The organism is Bradyrhizobium diazoefficiens, from assembly GCF_016616885.1.
Lineage (GTDB): Bacteria > Pseudomonadota > Alphaproteobacteria > Rhizobiales > Xanthobacteraceae > Bradyrhizobium > Bradyrhizobium diazoefficiens_F.
In genome coordinates this window covers 4,305,154-4,329,482 of record NZ_CP067102.1, presented here as the reverse complement: position 1 = coordinate 4,329,482, position 24,329 = coordinate 4,305,154, and the positions used below count along the sequence as shown (strand labels likewise).

The window sequence follows — 24,329 nt, the reverse complement described above, 5'->3', positions numbered from 1 at the left end:
CGGCAGATCGGCCCAATTGCACCTTCGGCGTTTGCACTCCGTTCACCGATCGCCGTTAGATGGAGTCGGGATCCCTTGCAATGAACCGCAGCCATAAACCGCCGCCATGGCCGACCTCAACGCCGTCCTCACCAGGCTCAACGACCGCCTGCTCCGCCTCGAGGGCGAGCTGTTCGTGCTGCGCTCGCTGGCGCGCGCGACGCTCACGGCGGGCGACGATCATGCCGCACGCATGCGCAAGCTGGTCGAAGCCGCCAAGGTCGCGCTCGATGACGAGGCCAAACGGGAGCTCGACAAGCCCACGCGCAAATATGTCGATGCGGCAACCGCGCTGGTGGAGGAATTGCTGGTCGAGCCGACGCCGGCGCGTCCGCTGTTCACCGTCATCGACGGCGGCCGGCGCGACTGAGCGTCTCAACGGAATCGCGTCGGACCAAGCTCGGGCGCATCCGCCGCCAGCCTGGCAAGTCCGGCCTCGATGATCGCGATCTCCTCGTCGATCTTGCCGATCGGCAGGCTGAAATCGAAGCTGCCTGACTTGCTCTTCAGATCGACCGCGAGCCGCTGCCGGTGCATCATCAGCTCGTCGAGGCCACGGCGGTTCTTCAGCCGCACATAGGCGTCCACGATCTGCTCAATTGCGTTCGGCATGAAATCGGTCCCGGCAAAAATGTCCGCGCGGCGCAACCGCGCCGGCGGGACATTTTTGGTGTCGCGGTACGCAATACAAATCCGCGACGGATTCGTCGATACGACAGCGAGGTTGAGAACGCGTTACCGTTTGATGATTTTCACGACGCGCGGCATGAAAAAGCCGCTGGCATTTGCGCCAGCGGCCGATGCCGGGTTCGAAAATGGGTCCGGAATGAAATATCACCAGCCCCGGTACGTGCCATTCTAATCGCACGAGGCGATGTCGTTCTGTCGGAATTCAAACACAGGAACCGGCGCATCGACCACTTGCTGTCCGACCGTGGCCGTACGGCAACGCTAGTCGGTGACGCAGAAATAGGTCCGCGGCCATCTGCGATAGGCGCTGTAGCGGTAGTACGGCCTGTAGGCATAGCCGCGATAAATCGCCGGCGGCTCCTCGCCGTAATAGGCGCCGTGGTAAAAATTGTAGGGCACCCCCTCAGTGCAGCGATAGGCGTCCCAGGTCGGGCCGATAAAGGGCGCTACGCCGATTTCGGGCGGCACCGCCGGGTATGGCCCGCCGGCATGGGCCGGAGTTGCCGCAATCAGTGCGGCGAGAAGAAACCATGCGCTGCGCATTCGCTCGCTCCGAGTCTCGGAATCTCCCCATGGAAACACCGGAGCGGGCCGCTGTGCAATCGTCGCGTTCGTCGCAGCCCCGCAGCGGACGCATTGTTGATAACCGGCGCAAACGCCGCGCGGGTGGTGACAGGGCGGCCTGACGTGTTATCGGGGGATAACGCAGTTGCGAGACGGATCGGACACCCATGCGCATTACCCTGGTCGGCTCCCGCCATTTCGGCGTGACCACCCTGAACATGCTCCGCGAGCACGGTGTCGGGGTCGTGCGGGTCGTCGTGGCCGACGCCGATGACCGCTTGGCCGCGACCGCCAAGGCCGCCGGCATCGAGGTGGTGGTGCAGGCCAATCCCAAGCTGGTGGTGGCCTCCGAGATCGCCCCGGACACTGACCTGATCGTCACCGCCCACAGCCACGCCCGGATCGGCAGGGACGCGCTCGCCGCGGCGAAGTTCGGTGGGATCGGCTATCACCCCTCGCTGCTGCCGCGCCATCGCGGCAAGGCCGCGGTGGAATGGACCATCAAGGAAGGCGATCCGATCGCCGGCGGCACGATCTATCACCTCGCCGACCGCATGGACGCGGGCGCCATCGCCGCCCAGGACTGGTGCTTCGTCAGGAAAGGCGAGACCGCCCGCGAACTCTGGGAGCGTGCACTAGCCCCGCTCGGGCTCAAGCTGCTCGCCGACGTGATCGATTACGCCAAGGTCCACAAGGCCCTGCCGTCGAAAGCCCAGGACGAGCAATTCGCGACCTCGGCGCCAAGTCTTTCGTGAATCGCTCCTGATGTTAACGATTAACGTGAGGCCGCATTGATTTTGCTTCGAAAATTGGAGCCGGAAACGCAAATAAACCGTTGTTTCCACAGGAACAATTTTCGACTTTGCAATGCACCAAACTTCCGTCACATTTCGCCCGAATAAGCGTCAGCATATCAGACAAATTCAAGGACGGAATTCATGCGTTTTGGTCGCATCGCGGCGTTCTGTGCCGCTTCAGTTATTGCCGCCACCCTCGCCGCACCTGCGGTCGCCCAGACGCCGTTTGACGGCAATTGGCAGGTTACCATCGTGACCAAGACCGGCTCCTGTGAGCCGACCGCAAGCTCCATGCTGACGGTTGCCGACGGCAAGATCAGCGCACCCGGCGCTAACGTTTCCGGCACCATCGGTAGTGGGGGTCTTGTGAAAGTTTCGATCAATGGTGCATATGCTAACGGTCAACTCAGCGGCAACGCCGGATCGGGGAAGTGGAATGGAGCATCTGCAGGCATACCGTGCAGCGGGCGGTGGGAAGCATCGCGCCAATAAGCAATTCGGGACGAACCTCCTCAACCGGCGGCTGCTGATGGCGGCCGCCGTTTTGTTTGTGACAGCTGCCACCGGCTCGGAGAGCAAGGCCCAGGTCGGCCCGTTCGCGCCCATGGCGGGCACGTGGAGCGGCGGCGGCACGGTCGTTCTCGATGACGGATCGACCGAACGGATCCGCTGCCGGGCCAAATATGCGCCGATCGGCCCCACCATGGAAATGTCGCTGACCTGCGCCAGCGACGCCTACAAGTTCAACCTCAGCGCCAACGTCAAGGCCGAGGGCAGCGCCATCACCGGAAGCTGGAGCGAGGCGAGCCGCAACATCAGCGGCGCCTTGCAGGGGCGTGGTGGCGGCGGAAACTTCGAGGTGGTGGCCTCGACCGCCAGCTTCAACGCCAACATTGCACTGAGGACGAGCGGCAACAAGCAGATCGTCACCATCCGCGCGGACAGCCAATTCCGCGGCGCCAACATCTCGATGTCGAGATAAGGCAGTACGGTGACACGACAATCGATCCGGCGAACCCCGCCGGATCGATTTTTTTATGCGGCCGCCATGTCAGGCTCGTAATTGCCGCCGAAATGCATCGCTGCACCGGCAGATTTGGCCGTTGCAAACGGCGGCGATGTCGCCGATACCGGCCCTCCCCCAGGATTCCTGCTTCCCGCATGAGCACGACACCGTCCAAATCCATGGCAGCCTTCTGGATGGCCGGCTGGCTGTCGCTGATGCTGATCATGGCGGTAGCCGGACGCGAAGCCACGCGCGAACTGAACGTCTTTGAGATCATGGAGGTGCGCTCGCTGGCAGGCTTCGTGCTGCTTTTGCCGATCATCTACCGCGCGGGCGGCTTCAGGGTGCTGAGGACACAGCGCCTGCCGCAACATATCGCGCGCAACTTCGTGCACTACGTCGCCCAGCTCGGCTGGTTCTTCGCGCTGACACTGATCCCGATCGGCCAGGTGGTAGCGATCGAATTCACCATGCCGATCTGGACGGCGATCCTCGCGGCGAGCTTCCTGTCCGAGCGCATGACTCCGTGGAAGATCACGGCCATCGTGCTCGGTCTCGTCGGCGTGATCGTCATCGTCCGGCCCGCCACCGGCGAGATCAATCCGGGCCAGCTGATCGCGCTCGGCGCCGCCATGGGCTTTGGCGTCTCGATGGCGCTGGTCAAATCACTGAGCCGCACCGAAAGCGCGCTCTCGATTCTGTTCTGGATGATCGTCGTGCAATCGGTCGCAGGCTTCGTGCCGACGCTGTTCGTCTGGACCTGGCCGTCGGCCTATGTCTGGGCCTGGTTGGGCGTCATTGCCGTCTGCGGCACCTTCTCGCACTACTGCCTCGCCAGCGCGATGCGCTACGCCGACGCCACCATCGTCGTACCCATGGACTTCCTGCGGGTCCCCCTGACCGCGACCGCCGGTTGGCTGCTTTATTCCGAGCGGCTCGACACCTGGACCGTGCTTGGCGCGGCCCTGATCCTGTGCGGCAATCTCCTGAATTTGAAGCCGCCCGCCCCGGTTCCCGCCCGCGCGCAATGAACCCGCACGCGGCCTGACGCGACAAATCCAATGGTCGAGGGTGATTTGGATCACGTTCGAGAGCGCTTCCATCGTGCACACTCGGTCACGGAGCAGCGGGTTGGTGAGTTGAGTGAACTGTCGTTTTGCTAGCGCGAAGACGGTCGCTTTCGTGTAAATTCGACGCCAATTTGTTGCTGCCTGTCATTCGATTCTGTTGGGGATTTCAGATGCGCACTCTCACGATCATTATTTCGCTGATGTGCATGGCACTGTCGGTCAGCGCCGCCAAGGCCGATCGCCGCGTCGCCTTCGTCGTCGGCAACGGCGCCTACAAGAATGTCGCACAATTGCCGAACCCGCCGATCGACGCCAAGGCGATGGCGTCGACGCTGCGCAATGTCGGCTTCGAGGTGATCGAAGGGTCCAACCTCACCCGCGACCAGATGACGGAAAAGCTGCTCGACTTCGGCCGCAAGGCGCAGGGCTCCGATGTCGCGGTGTTCTATTATGCCGGTCACGGCATCGCTGTCGGCGGCAGCAACTATCTTCTGCCCGTCGATGCCGACATCAAGTCGGAAATGGACGTCAAGCTCGGCGCCGCCATCAATATCGACCTGACGCTCGACCAGACCATGGGCGACGCCAAGGTGAAGCTGGTCTTCCTCGACGCCTGCCGCGACAATCCCTTTGCCGCCAAGATCAAGTCGAACTCGGCGACCCGCAGCGTCAACGTGCAAAGCGGTCTGGCTGAAATGAAGTCTGGCGAAGGCACGCTGATCGCGTTTGCCACGGGCCCGGGCCAGACCGCGCTCGATGGCCAGGAGGGCAATAACAGCCCGTTCACCCGCGCGCTGATCGACAACATCACCAAGCCGGGCATCGAGATCCAGCAGGCGATGACCTCGGTGCGCGCCCAGGTCAATGAAGAGACCCACAAGGGTCAGCTTCCCTGGGGCCACACCAATTTGATCGGCGCCGTCTATCTCAACCCGGCGCAGCAGACCCAGCAGGTCGCCAACGCGGCACCGACCGCCTCGAGCCGCACGCCAGCGGCGGCTGCCAGCAGCAGCTCCGACGGTGTCGAGCTCGAATATTGGCGCTCGGTCAAGGAAACCAACAAGCCGGAAGAGCTCAACGCCTACCTCTCGGCCTATCCGAACGGCCAGTTCAAGGCCTTAGCGCTGGCGCGGCTTGCGGCGATCCAGAACGGGCCGTCGACCACGACCCGCAACCTCAATGCCGGCGTCGATCCCGCGACCTTCACCGATGACGCCAGCCAGCTCACCGAGGACCAGATCGGCCTCGACAAGGGTCAGCGCCGCGACGTGCAGCGCCGCCTCAACGGGCTCGGCTTCGACACCAAGGTGACCGGCGCGTTCAACGACGAGACCCGCACCGTGCTCAAGCGCTGGCAGGCCGCCCGCAGCTATCCCTCGACCGGCTTCCTCAACAAGCTCCAGCACAAGGCCCTGCTCTCCGAGATCGTGGCGTCGGCGCCGACCGCAAGCGATGACAGCGCGAAGCCGGCCCGACGTGCCCCCGCGCAAGCCCAGAGCGCACCCGCACCCGCGCCCCGTCACAGCGGCGGCGGCGATGCCGGCGCGGCCTTCATGGGCGGCGTCGTCGGCGGCATGATGGGCGGCATGTTCCGCCGCTGAGGCGAGACCGAACTCTCAGAACACAAAAGCCCGGCTCGCGCCGGGCTTTTTCGTTGGTACGACCGTGCCGCCGCATACTCCATCAGAGGTTGGCTACTTCCCCGCAGCCTTCCGCAGCGCCTCGTTGATGCGGTCCTGCCAGCCGGGGCCGCCCGCCTGGAAATGCTCCAGCACGTCCTGGTCAATGCGCAGCGTGACCTGCTCCTTGACCCCCGGCGCCACGTTCTGCTTCGGCGGCGCCACGGCGACCTTGGCCGTCACCTTCTTGAACGCCGCCTCGGCCTCCGACCGCGCATCGCCCAGCGTACGTGGCCGTCTCGGTTGATCCGCCATCTCTCAGATTCCTTCAAACATAACTGTCGAAAGATACCGCTCGGCGAAGGACGGCACTATAGCCAGGATGGTTTTTCCAGCAGCTTCCGGCCGCTTGCCGATCTCGAGCGCTGCGGCGATCGCAGCACCGGACGAGATGCCGCCCGGGATCCCCTCATGCCGCGCCAGCGCCCGCGACATCTCGATCGCCGTGGTCGAGTTGATCTTCACGATCTCGTCGATCACGGAGCGGTCGAGGATGTCAGGAATGAAGCCCGCGCCGATGCCCTGGATCTTGTGCGGCGTGTGCTGGCCGCCTGACAGCACCGGGCTCTCCTCGGGCTCGACCGCAACCACGCGCAACGACGCCTTGCGCGGCTTCAGCACCTGACCGACACCGGTGATGGTGCCGCCAGTACCAACGCCGGCGACGAAGAAGTCGATATTGCCGGCGGTGTCGTTCCAGATCTCCTCCGCCGTGGTACGACGATGCACCTCGGGATTGGCGAGATTCTTGAACTGCTGCGGCATCACCGAGTTCGGCGTCGTCTTCAGAAGTTCTTCGGCCGCGGCGATCGAGCCTTTCATGCCTTGCGCGGCCGGCGTCAGCACCAGCTCGGCGCCGAGGAAGGCCAGCATCTTGCGTCGCTCGATCGACATCGATTCCGGCATTACCAGCTTCAGCCGGTAGCCGCGCGAGGCCGCGACGAAGGCGAGCGCGATGCCGGTATTGCCGGAGGTCGGCTCGATCAGCACGGTGTCGGGCTTGATGATGCCCGCCTTCTCCATGGCGATGATCATGGCCGCGCCGATGCGGTCCTTCACGCTCGCAGCCGGACTGAAATATTCAAGCTTTGCCAGAATGGTCGCATTGACGCCGTGCATGCCCGGCAACCGGCGCAGGCGCACGATCGGCGTGTCGCCAAAAGCCTCGACGATCGAATCATAGATCCGGCCGCGGCCGGGCTGGTGCGATGCACTGGTCATTGCAGCCTTCTCGGACGATGCGTCCATGATGAACTCCCTGTAGCGACAATTTGCGCATTTATCGCAGCGTTTGCGCAGTTACGGACAGCTTGTGACGACACACAAGCGACAATGCGGTACATGTTAAGTACGCTGCATCGCAAAATCGCGTGAGCTGTAATTAGCAGAAAATCAACGCATTTGTGTTGCGGCCTCGTCAACTGATTCTGCTTATGTTAGACTTAGGTCTAGAAGCAGAGAGGTCACCACGATGTCAGCAGTCGCTGAAGTGTTGTCGACCGTCGCACCAAGGCGCGAACCGCGCTGCAGTGAGTTGCCCACCTGTCCCGTGTGCGCCGACTCCATGGTCGCCGCCGAAGCCTCCGCTTACGTCTCGGACCACGTGATCAGCTATCTCTGGACCTGCGACACTTGCGGCTACGGCTTCGTCACCAAGCACGCCGTCAAGCAGCGGCTCGTCTGCAATTGATCTTTGCTGTTTGAGCATGATCTGATCGGAAAACCGCTTCACACTTTTCCGCATCATGCTCTACCGAGGGGCGATATCGCCCCTCGCCCAGCCCTCGCGCGTACGCTGATAGAACTCGTCGAACGTTCCGTGTGAGATCGCGTCCCTGATGCCCTGCATCAGGAACTGGTAGTAAGCGACATTGATTTCGGACAGCAGCATCGCCCCCAGCGTCTCGCCGGCCTTGACTAGGTGGTGCAGGTAAGCGCGCGCGCAGTTGCACGCTGACGGCCATGAGCTTTCCCCGTCGAGCGGACGCGGATCGTCGGCGTGGCGCGCGTTGCGCAGATTGACCTGACCGAAGCGCGTGAAGGCCACGCCATGGCGGCCGTTGCGCGTCGGCATCACGCAATCGAACATGTCGACGCCGCGCTTCACCGCCTCGAGAATGTCGTCGGGCGTGCCGACGCCCATCAAATAGCGCGGGCGGTCGGTCGGCAGCGCCGGCGCCGTCTCGTCGATCATCGCCAGCATCACCGCCTGCGGCTCGCCGACGGCAAGGCCGCCGATCGCATAGCCGTGGAAGCCGATCTCGACGAGTCCTTGCGCGCTGACATGGCGCAGCTGAGGGATGTCGCCGCCCTGCACGATGCCGAACAGCATATAGCCGTCGGGCGCGCTCTCGAAGGCTCGCTTGCTTCTCTCGGCCCAGCGCAGCGACAGCTGCATCGCGCGCTCGATATCGTCGCGTTCCGCCGGCAGCCGCACGCATTCGTCCATCTGCATGGCGATGTCGGAGCCGAGCAGGCGCTGCACCTCGATCGAGCGCTCCGGCGACAGTTCGATCTTGGCGCCATCGATATGCGAGCGGAAGGTGACGGCGTGCTCGCTGATCTTGCGCAGGTCCGACAGCGACATCACCTGGAAGCCACCGGAATCCGTCAGCATCGGCCCGTTCCAGCCGGTAAACCGCTGCAGGCCGCCGAGGGCGTTGATGCGCTCCGCGCCGGAACGCAGCATCAGATGATAGGTGTTGCCGAGCACGATGTCGGCGCCGGCGTCACGCACCTCGCGCCAATGCATGCCCTTCATGGCGCCGGCCGTGCCGACCGGCATGAAGGCCGGCGTCCGCACCACGCCATGCGGCGTGGTCAGGCGGCCGGTGCGCGCCGAGCCATCGGTCGCGAGCAGTTCGAAATGATTGGGTACACCAGGATCAGGAAGATTCATGGCGGTGCTTATTGCGTGTCGGGACATGTCGATCAACCCGCTCGGACCGCGTTGCCCCAGACTGGGACACCGCTGACGTGGACGTGATATCGATCACGCTTGATAAATAAAACGATACAGTTTAGTTTAGTGCCGGGGACTGGACGAGACGCCGCGGCAAATTGCCGGCGGCCGTAGATGCGTGATCGTCAGCCACCGACCGATGCCCCTCCCCAATTGCTCGACTAACATGTCCAGCCTCCCCGATGGTTGGACAAGGCGGACAGGCGCCCGCCTGATCAGATCGCTGGCACTCGCGTGCAGCCTGGCACTCGCCTCCTGCACCTCGCTCCCCCGCACGCCCTATTCGGCGGCCGATGCGAGTGCTTCGCGCGTGCTCGATATCGACGGCCTGCGGCGCTACGCCGACGAGCCCATCACGAAGTTCAGCTTCGAGCAGGACAAGGTGACCGGGAGCAGAACCTATCTGGCACTATCAGGGGGCGGTGCCGATGGCGCCTATGGCGTCGGCGTGTTGAACGGCTGGACCGCGGCGCGTAACCGCCCGACATTCTCCGTCGTCTCGGGCGTGAGCACCGGCGGCCTGATCGCTCCCTTTGCCTTCCTCGGATCGCAATATGACGCTACGATTCGAGAACTCTACACCAGCGGCATCGCCGAAAGCCTGCTGAACGATCCCAGCATCATCCGCGTGCTGTTCGGCTCCGGCCTGTTCGGCAATACGCGACTGCGCGAGCTGGTCGCGCGCTATGTCGGGCCGGAGATCATGGCACAGGTCGCCCGCGAGAATGCCAAGGGCCGACGGCTCTTGGTGGTCACCACCGATCTCGACACCCAGCGCACCGCGATCTGGGACATGGGCAAGATCGCCGCGGTCGGCACGCCCGAGGCGTTAAAGCTGTTTCGCGACGTGATGGCGGCGTCCGCCAGCATTCCCCTGGTATTTCCGCCGATCCTGATCGAGGCCGAAGGCCAGGGCCGCAGGTTTCAGGAAATGCATGTCGACGGCGGCGTGACGGCGCCGGTGCTGACCTTGCCAGAGGCCCTGCTGTTCCAGGGGCGCCTGCCTGGCAACGCGAAGATGGACATCTACATCCTCGTCAACAAGAAGATCGAACGCAACTTCGAGCTCGTCGCCAACAGCACGATCGATGTCGCCTCACGCAGCCTGTCCTCGATCACGCAATCGCAGACGCGCTCGATCATCTTCTCGACCTATGATTTCGCCCAGCGCAACCACCTCGGCTTCCATCTCTCTTATATCGAGCGCGATTATCCGGCGCCGCCGTCCGAAGGCTTCGACACCGGCTATATGCGGGCGCTCTATCAGTACGGATACGAGAAAGCGGCAGGCGGCCAGGCCTGGACTTCGCGGATGCCGTGAGGTCCGCGCGGCGGAACACCGTTGGTGCGAGACCGTTGACGATACGGCCAATTCGGCCAGATTGGCGATGACGCCCCGGTTGCCGCGCGTTATACAGCTACGAGCACTGGCACGACCGCGCAGGAATCATTGGGCATATCATTGGGCATGGGATTGGCTGTGGCCAAGGCAAGAACGGCAGCACCTCGGCGCGAGGCCTCGAAATCGCGCGGCGGCCGGCCGACCAAGAGTGCCGCGATCGAGCGCGATCAGCGGCTGATCGAGGTCGCCACCCGCCTGTTCCTCGACCGCGGATTTGATGCGACCTCGCTCGACGCGGTAGCGGAAGCGGCTCGCGTGAGCAAGCCGACCGTCTATTCCCGTTACGGCGACAAGCGCGGGCTGTTCACGGCGGTGCTGAGGCGCGAGATTGCGCGCTGGCTTGCGCCGCTGTCGGCTGCAGCCGAGATGCAGCTGGGCAGCTCGTCCGACATTTCGGTCGAACAGCGGCTGGTGGAGATCGGGCGCGAAATGCTCAATTTCACCTGCGGGCCCGACGCCATGGCCTTCAGCCGCATGATGACGTCGCAAGCCATCAACTTCCCTGACATCGCCAAGCTCGGCAAGGAAGAAGGCTGGCTCAAGGCCGTCGCTACGACCACGCGCTTCTTCGACCATCTGGCGGCGCAAGGCGCGCTCGACGTCGACGACACCACGATCGCGGCCGAAGTGTTCCTCGACGTTGTCGTCGGCCACACTCACCGCATGGCGACGTTCGGCACGCCGATGGAATTCAAAGCCGCCGAAAAGCGGATGCGCGCGGCGATCAAGCTGTTCCTGGCCGGCGCGCTCGGACCCGCCGACCGGCTCAAAGAAACTGCAAAAGACACAGCCAAAGCTCCGCAACGGCGCCGCTCCTCCCGCTGACATTTCCGTGAGACTGCGCGTCCATCCCCTGGGAACGAGGGTCTTTCCGTTGACCGAAATAAAACGATACGGTATGGTTTTGTTTATAGAGCGGTGCGGGCCACTTTTTTCACCAGCCCCAAAAGAGGACCGAACCGCTTGGATCGCCGCGACGGGTACAGCCCGCCACAGCGCTCCGCGGCCGGCCGTTGCCCACGGTCGGCCGCGATTTCTTTACGAACATCCGGCAGACTCGTTGGCTAAGAGCTACTCGCACAAGACCTACCCGTACAAGACCTGCCGGCCGAAGGTTTGGACCATGAGCGCATCGAGACCAGGGATGTACGGCTTGCTGGCGATTGCCCTGTCGTTGGGGCTGCTCGTCGCAGCGCCGGCCCGAGCGATCGTCTCGGCGGACGGCACACCCACTACCCTCCACAGCGAGACAGATGGGGACGCCGCGGCGGACCGCCAGGCCGTCAGCCGCGAGATCGAACGCTTCCGCGGCTCGTCGATCTCGATCAGCCAGGCCATGGCGATTGCGGAAGCCCGTCATGCCGGCGCCACGACCGCGGATATCAGCTTCGACGGCGGCTCGGGCGTACCGGTGTACCGGGTGAAAACCCTGCACAACGACCGGATCTGGCGCCACACCATCAACGCGGCGACCGGCGAGCTCATGGGCGGCGAAGCTGCCCTCCCTCTGGCCGAACTAGACCACGAGGATCGCAGCAATCTCGCAGCACTCGGCACCATCAGGCATCGCCTGGCAGATGCGGTGCGCGTCGCCGAGCAGGCGGCGTCGGGCAAGGCCATCAGCGGCGGTCTGGTGCGCGACCGCGGCCGGCTCAATTTCGCGATCGTCGTCATCAGCGGCGACGACCTCAAGGAGGTCCTCCTCGAGCCGCCGGGCGTACGGGGCAAGTAGTGCGGGCCACAATCCCGCCCAAAAGCCATTGACGGGCGCAAGACTCTCCCGCATAAGTCGCCGCCATGTTCACGACCACCAAACGCACGACCAAAACCACCACGGCCTTCGGGGCCCGGGGAGGCGTGCGCGCGTAGTCGTCGACTGAAACGCATCAGCTCTACCGAAGCCCCGCCCATGATGGTCCGGGGCTTTTTTGTTGTCTAAATCGATCTCAATGGAGGACACAGTGAGTAACGATCCCGTCGTCGCGATTGTCGGCGTCACCGGTGCGGTGGGCGCCGAATTCATCGCCACCATGGACAAGCGCGGCTTTCGCATCAGTAAGCTCAAGGCGCTCGCCAGCGCCGGCTCCGCCGGGAAGACGGTCTCGTTCCGCGGTCAGGACGTCGTCATCGAGGAGCTGACCGAGCGCGCCTTCGAGGGCGTCGACATCGCGCTGTTCTCTGCCGGCAGCGGCATCTCGAAGAAGTTCGCGCCGATCGCGGTCAAGGCCGGCGCCGTCGTCGTCGACAACTCCTCCGCCTTCCGCATGGACCCGAACGTTCCGCTGGTGATCCCCGAGGTCAACGGCAACCGCATCCGCGACCACAAGGGCATCATCGCCAACCCGAACTGCGCCGCGATCACCGCACTGGTGCCGCTGTGGCCGATCCATCAGAAGAACCGCATCAAGCGCGTCATCATCTCGACCTATCAGGCAGCCTCCGGCGCCGGCACCGCCGCAATGGACGAGCTCGTCGAGTCCACCCGCGCCAATCTCAACGGGCAGGTCTATACGCCCAGGGTGATGCCGCACCCGTACGCCTTCAATCTCTTCAACCACAACACGGCCGTCGATCCCGAGACCGGCTACAACGACGAAGAGACCAAGGTCATCAAGGAAACGCACAAGATCTTCGAGGACGACAAGATCGCCATTGGCGTGACCTGCGTCCGCGTGCCGGTGCTGCGCGCGCATTGCGAGGCCATCACCTTCGAATGCGAGAAGGAGATCACCGAGAACCAGGTCCGCGCCATCATGGCGCAGGCGCCCGGCGTGAAGGTCGTCGACGATCGCGTGAAGAACTACTTTCCGATGCCGATCGACGCCTCGGGCCAGGACGACGTCCTGGTCGGCCGCATCCGCAAGGATCTCAGCGATCCCTCGGGGCATTCGATCTCGATGTTCGTGGCGGCCGATCAGCTGCTCAAGGGCGCCGCGCTGAACGCGGTGCAGATCGCCGAGCTGTTGCCGCAGCGGGTGATGGCGTAACAGAAGGTGCGTAGGGTGGGTTAGCCCTGCAGATGTGCGAAGCGCATCTGCTCGGCGTAACCCACCCTACCGCTCTGCCCGGAACAACAAACACGCGTCGCCGTACGAATAAAACCGGTAGCCGCTCGCAATCGCATGCGCATAGGCCTGCTTCATCGTGTCTAGGCCGGCGAAAGCCGACACCAGCATGAACAGTGTCGACTTCGGCAAATGAAAATTCGTCAGCAGGACATCGACCGCGCGAAAGCGATAGCCGGGCGTAATGAAGATCGAGGTCTCCGCCGTGAACGGCTGGATGATCCCGTCCTCGCCGGCGGCGCTTTCCAGCAGCCGCAATGACGTGGTGCCAACGGCGACGATACGGCCGCCGTGTTTTCGCGCGGTGTTGAGCCGTTCCGCGGTCTCGGCCGAGACCGTGCCCCACTCGGCGTGCATTTTGTGGCCGTCGGTGTCGTCGACCTTGACCGGCAGGAAGGTCCCTGCCCCGACATGCAACGTGATGCGGTTGATGCCGACGCCGCGTGCGCTGAGCGCCTGCTCCAGCGCCGGCGTGAAGTGCAGGCCCGCGGTGGGCGCCGCGACGGCGCCCTCGTTCGCCGCGAACATGGTCTGGTAGTCGGCGAGATCCTGTTCGTCAGGCGTGCGCTTCGAGGCGATGTAGGGCGGCAGCGGCGGGCTGCCGAGATCGGCGATCGCGTGGTCAAGCGCCGGGCCGTGGAACGAGAATGACAGCGTCACCTCGCCTTCCGTACCCTTGGCCTCGACCTCGGCATCGAGATGGCCGAGCAGGCAGACCTGGCCTTCATTGCCGAAGCGGATGCGGTCGCCGGCTGTGAGCTTCTTCGCGGGCTTCACCAGTGCCTGCCAGCGCGAGCCGTCGAGGCGCTTGATCAAGGTCGCCTCGATCTTCGGCTCGGTCTCGCGGCCGATGCGGCGGCCCTTCAGCTGCGCCGCGATCACCTTGGTGTCGTTGACGACGATCTGGTCACCCGGCTTCAGCCAGTGCGGCAGATCCGCGATGGTCTGATCGCGCAGCGCGCCGTTCTCGACGACCAGCATCTTGGCCGAGTCGCGCGGATGCGCTGGGCGCAACGCGATGCGCTCGGGCGGCAGGTCGAAATCGAAGAGATCAGTGCGCATCCATTTCAATCCGGAGGATCAGGCGCGCGCAGCTTCAATTGCATGTATGAAATTCGCTGCGCTGTATCCTGCACTGATTGCGGCCAGATAGAGAGCAATATCTGCCGAGAGAATATGAATGCCCGCCTTGCCCGCCTCCAGAGTGGCTGAATCCGTTAATCCCAAGCGCCGAAACTCCGCTCGTTCAATGGCGCTCAAACTCGGGATATAGATCTCTCTCGTTGTGGAAACAAATTGCAGAAATCGACGGAATATTTTCTCCGGAAGACCATTCCCTTCAAACTCTAACAGATTAGACGCTTCGGAGAGAGCGTTCGGCAGCACGGCAAGCTCTCGATACTCGGAGATCACATTAAGCAACAACCGGAAGTCATTGGTGGTGTAAGCACGAGTGCGCTTGTGTTTTGGAACGGCGTGCTCGTCTGCCAATCCAACAACAAGTAAGACAATCAAATTAGCATCTAAGATCAGAGTTTGACGTGCCATCAATCGTCAACGCTTACTTTCCGCACCATCCCCTTTACTCGCCCATTCTTGTCATCAACGAGGACCGTTCGGTATGCCCGCCTCAACGCGGCATCCCCGGTCAGGGTTGAAAGAGCGCTTTTGGTGGAATTCCAGGGTCGAGAGAAACCAAGAGTGATCTTCCACATTTGGCTTGGATCGTCGAACTCTACTTCCTCAAGCCCAAGATTAATGGGGTCTTCGTCCTTCATGACGTCGAGCACCCAATCCTTCGCCAACTTTACCGCCTGCTGTACGTCCATCTTCGCCTCGCGCGATCGTCCTTCCAAGCCCTCGGCCGAGAATAGCACCTTCAGGCCCAAAGGTCCCCCACCTTCACATCAGTCCAAGTTTCACTTCAGAGCCGGCGATGCCTTTCCATTCCGGACGCCGCGCAACTAGCGCGGCGATCCGGAGTCCCGAGGTTGGCACGAGATTCCCGAGCCGTCCCGGAATTACGACGTGCGCTTAATCAGCGTCGGCCGCCATCCGCGCCTTGACGATCTTGTCCGGGTTCTGCACCGGCTCGCCGCGCTTGATCTTGTCGACGTTCTCCATGCCCTCGGTGACCTTGCCCCACACCGTGTACTGGTTGTCGAGGAAGCGGGCGTCGTCGAAGCAGATGAAGAACTGGCTGTCGCCGGAATCGGGGCTCGCGGCGCGCGCCATCGAGGTGGTGCCGCGCACATGCGGCTCCTTGTTGAACTCGGCCTTCAGCTTCTGGCCCGAGCCGCCGGTGCCGGTGCCCTGCGGGCAGCCAGTCTGCGCCATGAAGCCGTCGATCACGCGATGGAACACAATGCCGTCGTAGAAGCCTTCGCGGACCAGCTCCTTGATGCGCGCGACATGGCCGGGCGCGAGGTCAGGTCGCATCTCGATGGTGACGGGGCCCTGCGTGGTCTCGAGGATCAATGTGTTTTCGGTGGCGCTCATGCTCGTCTCTCTTGCGTTGGGGGTGAAGTCTTGTCAGGTGAAGTCTTGCGGTTACGGAACTGGATCGCGAATGGACGTCCCGCGGCGGCGCCGGCCATTGCATCGGTAAATGGCATCGGCGTGCAGCGTTGCAACGCCTCCATCACCGCGATCCGGTGTTGCAGCCGGTCATTGTCGGAGGCCTCCGCGGATTCATAGGTAATCCTCGGATGGCCCAGAATGTTTCCGGCCCGGTTAAAGCTCACGACGACGGTGATGTCGATAGGGCGAGCCTTAGCCGGCGGCGGCGGCTTCCAGCAGGTCCGCAAGTGCTGGAAGACGTCCTGAATGGTGTTGACCGGCGCGTTCTCTGCGGAGGCGCCGCAAGCGCCGAACAGCAGCACTGCTGCAGCGAACAGGAGCCTGTCGCCGCGGCGCGCCATCGTCCCGGCTACTTGATGTCGGAGGCGACCTGCACCTTCACCATCTTGTCGGGATCGGTGACGGTGCCGCCGGCCGAACCGGGCGGAGCCTTCTTCAGCTTGTCGACCACGTCCATGCCCTGCACGACCTCGCCGACCACGGTGTACTGGTTATCGAGGCTGCCGCCGTCGGCGAACATGATGAAGAACTGCGAGTTGGCGGTATCGACACTGTCGCCGCGCCGGGCCATGCCGACGATGCCGCGAGCGAAGTGAACCTTGGAGAATTCCTGCTTCAGGTTCGGATATTTCGAGCCGCCGGTGCCGTTGCCGTTCTGGCCGTCGCCGGTCTGGGCCATGAAGCCGTCCATCACGCGGTGGAACGGAACGTTGTTGTAGAAGCCCTCGCGCGCGAGCTGCTTGAGGCGCTCGGCGTGCTGCGGCGCAAGGTCGGTCCTGAGCTTGATGACAATGCGGCCCTTGGTGGTGTCGATGACGAGCGCGTTGGGCTTGTCGAGATTGGCCGGCAGCTGCTGCGCCATTGCCGGGACTGCGCCAATCAGCGCGACGAACATCGTGGCAAGAATTGCGAGACGACGGATCATGGAAACTCCGGATCAGGTGAGATGAAAAAACGCGCCGTTATCCGGCGAATTTTGCCTTGAGCTGGGATGCAACGAGCGGCGGTACGAAGGCCGAGATATCTCCGCCCATGGCGGCGATCTGGCGCACCAATGTGCCGGTAATCGGGCGGACCACCGGGGAGGCCGGCAGGAAGACGGTTTGCACCTCGGGCGCCATGGTGCCGTTCATGCCGGCGAGTTGCATCTCGTAGTCGAGGTCGGTGCCGTCGCGCAGGCCCCGAATCATGATGGTCGCGCCGTACTTGCGCGCCGCGGTGACTGCGAGATCGTCATAGGTCACGGCCTCGAGCGTGCAGCCGGCCTGGGCCGCGACTGGGTCGCAGACGTCGTGGAGCATCTTCAACCGCTCCTCGGTCGAGAACAGCGGCTTCTTGCCTGGATGGACCCCGATCGCGACCACCAGCCTGTCGCACAAGGGAACGCTGCTCCGGACCACGTCCAGATGGCCGTTGGTGATGGGGTCGAAGGAACCTGGATAGAAGGCAATGCGCGGCATGGCCACGTCCTACCGCGCCCGGCCCGGCCCGGCAAGCCGGACAGGTTCCTTGGCCGTTTCCTGCCGGTTTTTCCGCCAAACCCTGTCGGCTGGTCCCCGATTGTTTCGTCCTCGGGGCGACCACGAAACAAAACGAGGTGCGAACGAAACCATTTCCGGCATCGGCGAAGACGTCCGGAAACTGGCCATGGTTACTAGTCCAGCCAACGAATGACGGGCCGCACACTGGGCGTGGCGGCCGCATCACAGGGGACCGTCAAATGATCAAGGCTCTTTCAGCGATTGCTATTGCTGCGTGTGTTGCTACCGCCCTCACTCTCCTGCCCGGTTTTGCTCCCACCGTCGAAGCCAGCGTGCCGCAGCCGCTTGCCAAGAGCGACCGGCTCGACATCAAGACCATCGGCCGCGATTGTTCGCAGCAAGCCTGGCCCAACTTCGAGGCCTCCTGCCTGCGCCGCGCTGGCACCAAGGCCGACGTTCGCGTCGCTCGCCTTGTGACGGCAGACCGGACCCCGTAGGCGGTCTGTCAGCTCGGTGTCATGAACCTCGCGATAAACACCATGGATATTTGCGACGTCTCGTCGCAGACTGTGTGACTCTCGCGTCCCTCGGAATGGCCCGACGGGCGCGATTCCATCGAGGGGTCGCATTTGTCCAGTACGCCCGCAGTCGCTTCCGGCCATCACCCCGACCCTCTGCCGATTGCCATGACCATGGGCGCCCTCGGGGTGGTCTATGGCGATATCGGCACCAGCCCTCTCTACGCCCTGAAGGAAGCCGCCAAGGCAGCCGCCCGTGGCGGTACCGTGACTCCCGAGGCTGTCCTGGGCGTTGCCTCGCTCATCCTCTGGGCGCTGCTGCTGATCATCTCACTGAAATATGCGCTGCTGATCCTGCGCGCGGACAACCGCGGCGAAGGCGGCATCGTCGCGCTATTGGCACTGCTGCACGCCCGTCACGCCCAGCCAGGTACCTGGCGCGCGCATCTCCTGGTGGTCGGCCTGATCGGCGCGGCCCTGCTCTATGGCGACGGCGCGATCACGCCGGCGATCTCGGTGCTCTCAGCCATCGAGGGCCTCAAGGTCGACGCCCCCTCGCTCGCGCCGGCGGTGGTGCCCATCACCATCGTCATCCTGGTCGGCCTGTTCATGATGCAGAAGCAGGGCGCGGGCTTCATCGGCCGCATCTTCGGACCGGTGATGCTGGCCTGGTTCTTCGTGCTCGCCGCGCTCGGCATCCACGGCATCGTCAAGGCGCCCGCCGTGCTGGCGGCGCTCAGCCCGCTCTATGCGTTCGACTTCCTGATCCACCAGGATTTCCACGTCTCCTTCGCGATCCTCGGCGCAGCCTTCCTCGCCGTGACCGGCGGTGAAGCCATGTATGCCGACATGGGGCATTTCGGGCGCCTGCCGATCCGGCTCGCGTGGTTCGCGATCTGCCTGCCGGCGCTGGTGCTGAATTATTTCGGCCAGGCCGCGCTTCTGATCACCGATCCCACGATGATCGAAAATCCGTTCTTCCAGCTCTGCCCGGACGTCCTGCATTACGGACTGGTCGCGTTCTCGGCCGTCGCGACCGTGATCGCCTCGCAGGCGATCATCTCCGGCGTGTTCTCGCTGACCCAGCAATCGATCCAGCTCGGCTTCCTGCCGCGCATGCAGATCCGCCACACCACCAGCGACGCGATCGGCCAGATCTACGTGCCGCTGGTGAACTGGCTGCTCGCCGCCGCAACGCTCGGCGCGGTGCTAAGCTTCGGAACCTCGGATGCACTGGCCGGCGCTTATGGTATCGCGGTGTCGCTGCTGATGGCGATCACCACGCTGCTCGCCGCACTGGTCGCGATCCAGTGGGGCTATTCGCCCTGGCTCGTGGTCGCCGTGAACGGCTTCTTCTTCGTGATCGACGTGATCTTCTTCTCCGCCAACTCGATCAAGCTGTTCGAGGGCGGCTGGTTTCCGCTGCTGCTCGCCGCCTTCGTCGCCTTCCTGATGCTGACCTGGCGCAGCGGTGTGAAGCTGGTCGAGGCCGCGCGCGGAAAGCTGCGTCAACCCGAGGAAGACCTGATCGAGACAGCGGTGAACAAGTGCCGCGCAAGGCTGCCTGGGACTGCGGTATTCCTGGCCTCCGCGCCGAACGGCGTGCCGCTGGCGCTGACGCAGTTCGTCAAGCACAACCACGTGCTGCACGAACGCGTCATCCTCGTCACGGTGCTGATCGAGGAGCTGCCTCACGTTGCCGACCAGGACCGGAACGAGGTGATCGAGATCATCACCGGCATCACCCGCGTGATCCTGCATTACGGCTTCATGCAGAACCCGACGATCTATGAGGGACTGACGCTCGCCTGCCGCCAGGGCAAGCTGCCCGGCATCGACCTCTCCGACATCACCTATTATGTCGGCCGCGAGACCATCATCCCGAGCGAGGACATTCCGGGCATGTGGGTCTGGCGCGAAGGCCTGTTCGCCTTCCTTCAGCGCAACGCCGAACGCTCGGCGGCATTCTTCGGCGTGCCGACCAAGCAGGTCGTGGAGTTCGGCACGGAGCTGGAGATCTAATGTCGCGAATAGCGAGTGGCGATTAGCGAATGGAGTAGCAAGGCATATTCGCTACTCCCTATTCGCCATTCGCCCCGTTTCCGCTCTCGGCCTCTTCCGTGATGTGCTCGACCGACACCACGTGCTCGTCCTCAGCGGTGTCGAACACGATCACGCCCTGGGTCGAGCGGCCGGCGATGCGGATGCCTTCGACCGGGCAGCGGATCAGCTGGCCCTTGTCGGTGACCAGCATGATTTGATCCGCATCCTCAACGGGGAAGGACGCGACGAGATTGCCGTTGCGATTGTTGACGCTCATGGCGACGATGCCTTTGCCGCCGCGACCCGTGGTGCGGTACTCGTAGGACGAGGTCCGCTTGCCATAGCCGTTGACGGAGACGGTCAGCACGACCTGCTCGGCCGCCGACATCTCGGCATAGCGCTCCTGCGGGAGCTGGAAGCTGCCGGAGGTTTCCTCGGCCTCGGCGTCCACCGCAGCCTCTTCCGTCGCGGCTTCGCCAGCGACGGCGCGGCGCATCTTCAGGTAGGCCGACCGCTCGTCCGAAGTGGTCTCGACATGGCGCAGGATCGCCAGCGAAATCACCTTGTCGCCGTCGCCAAGCGCGATGCCGCGCACGCCCATCGAGGTGCGCCCGGTGAACACGCGCACGTCAGGGACAGCGAAGCGGATGCACTGGCCGCCGGCGCCGGTCAGCAGCACGTCGTCGCGCTCGGTGCAGATCTGCACGTCGACGATTGCCTCGTTGTCGTCGAGCTTCATGGCGATGATGCCGGAGCGGCGGACGTCGACGAAGTCGGACAGCTTGTTGCGCCGGACGTTACCGCCTGTCGTGGCGAACATCACGTCGAGGTTGGCCCAGGTCGACTCATCCTCCGGCAGCGGCATGATAGTGGTGATGCGCTCGCCCTGCTCCAGCGGCAGGATGTTGATCAGCGCCTTGCCGCGCGCGTTCGGCGCCGCCATCGGCAGCCGCCAGACCTTCTCCTTGTAGACCTGGCCGCGGGACGAGAAGAACAGCACCGGAGTATGCGTGGAGGCCACGAACAGACGGCTGACGAAATCCTCGTCGCGGGTCTGCATGCCGGCGCGGCCCTTGCCGCCGCGGCGTTGCGCCCGATAGGCCGACAGCGGCACGCGCTTGACGTAGCCGGCGTGGGACACGGTGACGACCATGTCCTCACGCTGGATCAGGTCCTCGTCCTCGACCTCGCCTTCCTGCTCCATGATCACGGTGCGGCGCGGCGTGGCGAACTCGGCCTTCACCTCGGCGAGCTCGGTCTTGATGATCCCCAGCACGCGCTCGCGCGAGCGTAGGATGTCGAGATAGTCGGCGATCTCACCGGCGAGCTTGTCGAGCTCGTCGCGGATTTCGTCACGGCCAAGCGCGGTGAGGCGTTGGAGGCGCAGATCGAGAATGGCTCTCGCCTGTTCCATCGACAGCCGGATCGTGCCGTCCTCGCTGATGCGGTGGCGTGGATCGTCGATCAGCGTCAGCATGTCCTCGACGTCCCGGGCCGGCCAGTCGCGCGACATCAGGGTGTCGCGCGCGGTGGTCGGGTCGGGTGAGGTCCGGATGACGCGGATCATCTCGTCGATATTGGCGACCGCGATCGCCAGACCGACCAGGATATGGGCGCGATCGCGCGCCTTGGCGAGCAGATACTTGGTGCGCCGCGTGACGACCCGTTCACGGAAGTCGACGAAGATGGCCAGCAGGTCCTTCAGATGCATGATCCGCGGACGGCCGCTGTCGAGGGCCACCATGTTGACGCCGAAGCTCGTCTGCAGCGGCGTGAACCGATACAACTGGTTCAGCACCACATCCGGCACGGCGTCGCGTTTCAATTCGATCACGACGCGATAGCCTTCGCGGTCCGATTCATCGCGCAGGTCGCCGATGCCCTCGATCTTCTTTTCCTTGACCAGCTCGGCGATGCGCTCGACCATCGTCGCCTTGTTCACCTGGTAGGGAATCTCGGTGATGATGAGCGCCTCGCGCTCCTTGCGGATGGTCTCGATCGCGACCTTGCCGCGCATGACGATCGAGCCACGGCCGAGGTGATAGGCGGCGCGGATGCCCGCCCGTCCGAGAATGACGCCGCCGGTCGGGAAATCCGGTCCCGGCACGATGTTGATGAGCTCGTCGATGGTCAGTGCGGGGTTGTCGATCAACGCAACGCAGGCGTCGATGACTTCGCCGAGATTGTGCGGCGGGATGTTGGTCGCCATGCCGACCGCGATGCCGCCCGCACCGTTGACCAGAAGGTTCGGGAACTTGGCCGGAAGAACCGACGGCTCGGTCTCGTTGTTGTCGTAGTTCGGCTGGAAGTCGACGGTGTCCTTGTCGATATCGGCCAACAGCGCCAGCGCCGCCTTGGTCAGGCGCGCTTCGGTGTAACGATAGGCGGCTGGGGGATCGCCGTCGACGGAACCGAAATTGCCCTGGCCGTCGATCAGCGGCACGCGCATCGAGAAGTCCTGCGCCATGCGGACCATGGCGTCGTAGATCGACTGGTCGCCGTGCGGGTGATACTTACCGATGACGTCGCCGACCACGCGGGCGGATTTGACGTACTTCTTGTCGGGCGTGTGCCCCTGCTCGTTCATCGAGTAGAGGATGCGGCGATGCACCGGCTTCAGACCGTCGCGGGCATCAGGCAGCGCGCGCGCCACGATCACGCTCATGGCGTAGTCGAGATACGACTTCTTCATCTCCTCGAAGATGGAGACGGGGCGAATATCCGAGCGCTCCGGCTCATCGCCGGGCTTCTTGTTGTCGTCGTCGGCCAAGGGGGAATCCGGTGAGTTTTTATCTGGGAATCATATAGCGCATCGAGGCCCTGATAACCACCCTTGCGAGCTCTTGGGAAGCGGTTTTTCCGTTTGTTTTTCCAGAGACTTACGCCCTTCTCGCCACCGTCATCAGCGACACCGGAACGAGCCACCCGCAACCGTCGATTATGCCCCGAAAAGCACCTGGTGCATGATCCGGCCGGGCACCAGCGTGAACAGTCCCGCCACGACCAGCGCACCGGTGAAGAGCAGGATCATGATGCGACGGTGATCGGTCACGCGATGCGTGTGGGCCCGCCACACCGCCAGCGGCAGCATCAGCAGCGTGAAGATCGACAGGAGGTGGATCGGGCTGAACGGCCCGACCAGGCGGATCTGGTGGATCCAGAACGACGAGGCCGCCACCACGGCCATCAGCGCCACCCAAATCCAGCCGAACGTCCGATGGGGCAGCGTGCCCTTGGGCGCGGCGAACTGGACGATACCAAGCACGAAGGCCGCCATCGCCGCGAAGGCGTGCAGCGGGATCGCCGGAGCAGCGTCAAGCAGCGGCGCGAGGTTCATGGGGGCGCATCCTCCGATCGGGAACCAACCATGTGAATAGGATTAACATAAAGTTAATACCATTCACATTGCGACCCGTCAAAGGCTTTAGGCAGCATACGAGGCCAGCCCGGGAAAACCGAGCTTCGCCCGTCAATTGGTAAGAAATCCTGCCGCTTTACGCGAGCACCGGCAAAGTCCGGAATGAAGCGCCCGTCCCGCCTCAGAACGGGATGTCGTCGTCCATGTCGTTGTTGCGGCCACCGCCGGTGCCTGCGGCCACGGCACGGCGCGGTGCGCTGCTGACGGGACCGGAGGAGCCGAAATCGCCGCCCGGCTCGTCGCCGAAGCTGCCGCCTCCCCCGCCACCGCCGCGGCCGTCGAGCATCGTCAGGGTCGAGTTGAAGCCTTGGAGCACGACCTCGGTGGAGTACTTCTCCACGCCGCTCTGGTCGGTCCATTTGCGGGTCTGGAGCGCGCCCTCGATGTAAACCTTGGCGCCCTTCTTCAGGTACTGCTCGGCGACCTTGCAGAGACCTTCATTGAAGATTACCACGCGATGCCACTCGGTCTTTTCCTTGCGTTCGCCGCTGTTCTTGTCGCGCCAGGTCTCCGATGTGGCGATGCTCAGATTCGCGATCGGCCGCCCGTCCTGGGTGCGGCGGATTTCGGGATCCTTGCCGAGATTTCCAACCAGAATGACCTTGTTGACGCTTCCCGCCATCGCCGCTCTCCACTCCAAATGCACTGAATTTCGAAAAGGCGCGCCCGCGCTGTCGCCTGTTGGGCCGACCCTATACGCTTACAGGCGCCGATCGGCCCGCCACGCCCTCGGTTATCCCCACATATAGCATCGGCTGAACATTTGTTCCAGATTTGTTCCTGTCGAAATTGTTCGCTGCAGAGTCCGCACGCCGGTTCCCGTGCCGCTCTTCACCGCGCGATGCATAGGAACCTCGCCGAGTTCCTTAGAAGCAGAAAAAGCACCTAACATTCATCAAGTTACGCGCACCTTCAATTGACCCGCAACTGTTGCATTCCGGAGACGGACTCTACCTCCGGAGGGCGCTACAGTTGCCTCGGAATTGGTTCTTATGGGCGTCACGCCTGATTGACC

29 protein-coding genes are annotated in these 24,329 nt (G+C 63.5%); 14 read left to right on the top strand and 15 right to left on the bottom strand.

Annotated elements, in window-relative coordinates; genetic code table 11:
* Nucleotides 1–106 precede the first annotated feature (106 nt).
* Nucleotides 107–409 carry a hypothetical protein gene (locus JJC00_RS20240; protein WP_011087444.1) on the top strand — a complete coding sequence of 101 codons (303 nt, stop codon included), beginning with the start codon at nt 107–109 and terminating at the stop codon, nt 407–409.
* A gap of 5 nt (nt 410–414) precedes the next feature.
* On the opposite strand, the gene JJC00_RS20235 is transcribed toward JJC00_RS20240, so the two are convergent.
* Nucleotides 415–651, bottom strand: coding sequence for a hypothetical protein (locus JJC00_RS20235; RefSeq protein WP_200467733.1), 237 nt, complete (start codon nt 649–651; stop codon nt 415–417).
* Here JJC00_RS20235 and JJC00_RS20230 point away from each other — a divergent pair.
* On the top strand, nt 650–901 hold the full coding sequence (locus JJC00_RS20230; protein ID WP_200467732.1) for a hypothetical protein: 252 nt from the start codon (nt 650–652) through the stop codon (nt 899–901). The genes JJC00_RS20235 and JJC00_RS20230 overlap by 2 nt on opposite strands.
* Nucleotides 902–990: 89 nt before the next feature.
* On the opposite strand, the gene JJC00_RS20225 is transcribed toward JJC00_RS20230, so the two are convergent.
* Entirely contained in the window at nt 991–1,272 is a 282-nt protein-coding gene (locus tag JJC00_RS20225) for a hypothetical protein (protein ID WP_200467731.1), read from the bottom strand.
* Nucleotides 1,273–1,460: 188 nt separating this feature from the next.
* Between JJC00_RS20225 and JJC00_RS20220 the strand changes: the two genes are divergently transcribed.
* The 5 genes from JJC00_RS20220 to JJC00_RS20200 all read left to right on the top strand — a co-directional run bounded on the left by JJC00_RS20220 (nt 1,461) and on the right by JJC00_RS20200 (nt 5,767).
* Nucleotides 1,461–2,048, top strand: coding sequence for a formyltransferase family protein (locus tag JJC00_RS20220; protein ID WP_200467730.1), 588 nt, complete (start codon nt 1,461–1,463; stop codon nt 2,046–2,048).
* Between the two features lie 183 nt (nt 2,049–2,231).
* Nucleotides 2,232–2,582: a hypothetical protein gene (locus JJC00_RS20215; RefSeq protein ID WP_200467729.1), complete on the top strand. Its 351-nt coding sequence runs from the start codon at nt 2,232–2,234 to the stop codon at nt 2,580–2,582.
* Nucleotides 2,527–3,072 carry a hypothetical protein gene (locus tag JJC00_RS20210; RefSeq protein ID WP_200467728.1) on the top strand — a complete coding sequence of 182 codons (546 nt, stop codon included), beginning with the start codon at nt 2,527–2,529 and terminating at the stop codon, nt 3,070–3,072. The genes JJC00_RS20215 and JJC00_RS20210 overlap by 56 nt, the downstream gene beginning before the upstream one ends.
* A 179-nt stretch (nt 3,073–3,251) precedes the next feature.
* Nucleotides 3,252–4,127 (top strand): DMT family transporter, encoded by an 876-nt coding sequence (locus tag JJC00_RS20205; RefSeq protein WP_200467727.1) that lies wholly within the window; start codon nt 3,252–3,254, stop codon nt 4,125–4,127.
* A gap of 209 nt (nt 4,128–4,336) precedes the next feature.
* The gene (locus JJC00_RS20200) at nt 4,337–5,767 is read left to right on the top strand and encodes a caspase family protein (protein ID WP_200467726.1); all 1,431 of its coding nucleotides are present in this window, start codon (nt 4,337–4,339) and stop codon (nt 5,765–5,767) included.
* A gap of 93 nt (nt 5,768–5,860) precedes the next feature.
* Here JJC00_RS20200 and JJC00_RS20195 read toward each other — a convergent pair whose 3' ends face one another.
* Both JJC00_RS20195 and cysK read right to left on the bottom strand, forming a co-directional pair.
* A complete protein-coding gene (locus tag JJC00_RS20195; protein ID WP_200467725.1) occupies nt 5,861–6,100 on the bottom strand; it encodes a BrnA antitoxin family protein in 240 nt (79 codons plus the stop codon).
* Between the two features lie 3 nt (nt 6,101–6,103).
* A complete protein-coding gene (gene cysK, locus JJC00_RS20190) occupies nt 6,104–7,093 on the bottom strand; it encodes a cysteine synthase A (RefSeq protein ID WP_200467724.1) in 990 nt (329 codons plus the stop codon).
* Nucleotides 7,094–7,316: 223 nt separating this feature from the next.
* On the opposite strand from cysK, the gene JJC00_RS20185 reads away from it, so the two are divergent.
* A complete protein-coding gene (locus JJC00_RS20185) occupies nt 7,317–7,535 on the top strand; it encodes a hypothetical protein (protein ID WP_200467723.1) in 219 nt (72 codons plus the stop codon).
* Between the two features lie 60 nt (nt 7,536–7,595).
* Here JJC00_RS20185 and tgt read toward each other — a convergent pair whose 3' ends face one another.
* A complete protein-coding gene (tgt, locus tag JJC00_RS20180; protein ID WP_200467722.1) occupies nt 7,596–8,744 on the bottom strand; it encodes a tRNA guanosine(34) transglycosylase Tgt in 1,149 nt (382 codons plus the stop codon).
* A gap of 229 nt (nt 8,745–8,973) precedes the next feature.
* Between tgt and JJC00_RS20175 the strand changes: the two genes are divergently transcribed.
* From JJC00_RS20175 to JJC00_RS20160, 4 genes are all read left to right on the top strand, one after another.
* The gene (locus JJC00_RS20175; protein WP_200467721.1) at nt 8,974–10,128 is read left to right on the top strand and encodes a patatin-like phospholipase family protein; all 1,155 of its coding nucleotides are present in this window, start codon (nt 8,974–8,976) and stop codon (nt 10,126–10,128) included.
* A 147-nt stretch (nt 10,129–10,275) separates the two neighbouring features.
* Nucleotides 10,276–11,034 carry a TetR/AcrR family transcriptional regulator gene (locus JJC00_RS20170; RefSeq protein ID WP_200467720.1) on the top strand — a complete coding sequence of 253 codons (759 nt, stop codon included), beginning with the start codon at nt 10,276–10,278 and terminating at the stop codon, nt 11,032–11,034.
* 298 nt (nt 11,035–11,332) lie between these two features.
* Nucleotides 11,333–11,941 carry a PepSY domain-containing protein gene (locus tag JJC00_RS20165; RefSeq protein WP_200474172.1) on the top strand — a complete coding sequence of 203 codons (609 nt, stop codon included), beginning with the start codon at nt 11,333–11,335 and terminating at the stop codon, nt 11,939–11,941.
* Between the two features lie 217 nt (nt 11,942–12,158).
* Nucleotides 12,159–13,196, top strand: coding sequence for an aspartate-semialdehyde dehydrogenase (locus JJC00_RS20160; RefSeq protein WP_200467719.1), 1,038 nt, complete (start codon nt 12,159–12,161; stop codon nt 13,194–13,196).
* 66 nt (nt 13,197–13,262) lie between these two features.
* Here the strand turns inward: JJC00_RS20160 and queA are convergent, their stop codons facing one another.
* The 7 genes from queA to coaD all read right to left on the bottom strand — a co-directional run bounded on the left by queA (nt 13,263) and on the right by coaD (nt 17,314).
* On the bottom strand, nt 13,263–14,336 hold the full coding sequence (queA, locus tag JJC00_RS20155) for a tRNA preQ1(34) S-adenosylmethionine ribosyltransferase-isomerase QueA (protein WP_200467718.1): 1,074 nt from the start codon (nt 14,334–14,336) through the stop codon (nt 13,263–13,265).
* An 18-nt stretch (nt 14,337–14,354) separates the two neighbouring features.
* Nucleotides 14,355–14,822, bottom strand: coding sequence for a PIN domain-containing protein (locus JJC00_RS20150; protein ID WP_200467717.1), 468 nt, complete (start codon nt 14,820–14,822; stop codon nt 14,355–14,357).
* Nucleotides 14,822–15,103: a hypothetical protein gene (locus JJC00_RS20145; RefSeq protein ID WP_200467716.1), complete on the bottom strand. Its 282-nt coding sequence runs from the start codon at nt 15,101–15,103 to the stop codon at nt 14,822–14,824. Before JJC00_RS20145 ends, JJC00_RS20150 begins: the two co-directional genes overlap by 1 nt.
* Before the next feature lie 205 nt (nt 15,104–15,308).
* The gene (locus tag JJC00_RS20140) at nt 15,309–15,773 is read right to left on the bottom strand and encodes a peptidylprolyl isomerase (RefSeq protein WP_200467715.1); all 465 of its coding nucleotides are present in this window, start codon (nt 15,771–15,773) and stop codon (nt 15,309–15,311) included.
* Nucleotides 15,770–16,195 (bottom strand): hypothetical protein, encoded by a 426-nt coding sequence (locus tag JJC00_RS20135; RefSeq protein ID WP_200467714.1) that lies wholly within the window; start codon nt 16,193–16,195, stop codon nt 15,770–15,772. Before JJC00_RS20135 ends, JJC00_RS20140 begins: the two co-directional genes overlap by 4 nt.
* Nucleotides 16,196–16,203: 8 nt before the next feature.
* A complete protein-coding gene (locus JJC00_RS20130) occupies nt 16,204–16,779 on the bottom strand; it encodes a peptidylprolyl isomerase (RefSeq protein WP_200467713.1) in 576 nt (191 codons plus the stop codon).
* 37 nt (nt 16,780–16,816) lie between these two features.
* Nucleotides 16,817–17,314: a pantetheine-phosphate adenylyltransferase gene (gene coaD / locus JJC00_RS20125; protein WP_200467712.1), complete on the bottom strand. Its 498-nt coding sequence runs from the start codon at nt 17,312–17,314 to the stop codon at nt 16,817–16,819.
* 260 nt (nt 17,315–17,574) lie between these two features.
* On the opposite strand from coaD, the gene JJC00_RS20120 reads away from it, so the two are divergent.
* Entirely contained in the window at nt 17,575–17,832 is a 258-nt protein-coding gene (locus JJC00_RS20120; protein WP_200467711.1) for a hypothetical protein, read from the top strand.
* Nucleotides 17,833–18,021: 189 nt separating this feature from the next.
* On the top strand, nt 18,022–19,875 hold the full coding sequence (locus tag JJC00_RS20115; protein ID WP_200474171.1) for a potassium transporter Kup: 1,854 nt from the start codon (nt 18,022–18,024) through the stop codon (nt 19,873–19,875).
* A 58-nt stretch (nt 19,876–19,933) separates the two neighbouring features.
* On the opposite strand, the gene gyrA is transcribed toward JJC00_RS20115, so the two are convergent.
* The 3 genes from gyrA to JJC00_RS20100 all read right to left on the bottom strand — a co-directional run bounded on the left by gyrA (nt 19,934) and on the right by JJC00_RS20100 (nt 23,936).
* Nucleotides 19,934–22,666 (bottom strand): DNA gyrase subunit A, encoded by a 2,733-nt coding sequence (gyrA, locus tag JJC00_RS20110; RefSeq protein WP_200467710.1) that lies wholly within the window; start codon nt 22,664–22,666, stop codon nt 19,934–19,936.
* 168 nt (nt 22,667–22,834) lie between these two features.
* Entirely contained in the window at nt 22,835–23,233 is a 399-nt protein-coding gene (locus JJC00_RS20105; protein WP_200467709.1) for a DUF2306 domain-containing protein, read from the bottom strand.
* Between the two features lie 202 nt (nt 23,234–23,435).
* Entirely contained in the window at nt 23,436–23,936 is a 501-nt protein-coding gene (locus tag JJC00_RS20100) for a single-stranded DNA-binding protein (protein WP_027534641.1), read from the bottom strand.
* Between the last annotated feature and the right edge of the window lie 393 nt (nt 23,937–24,329).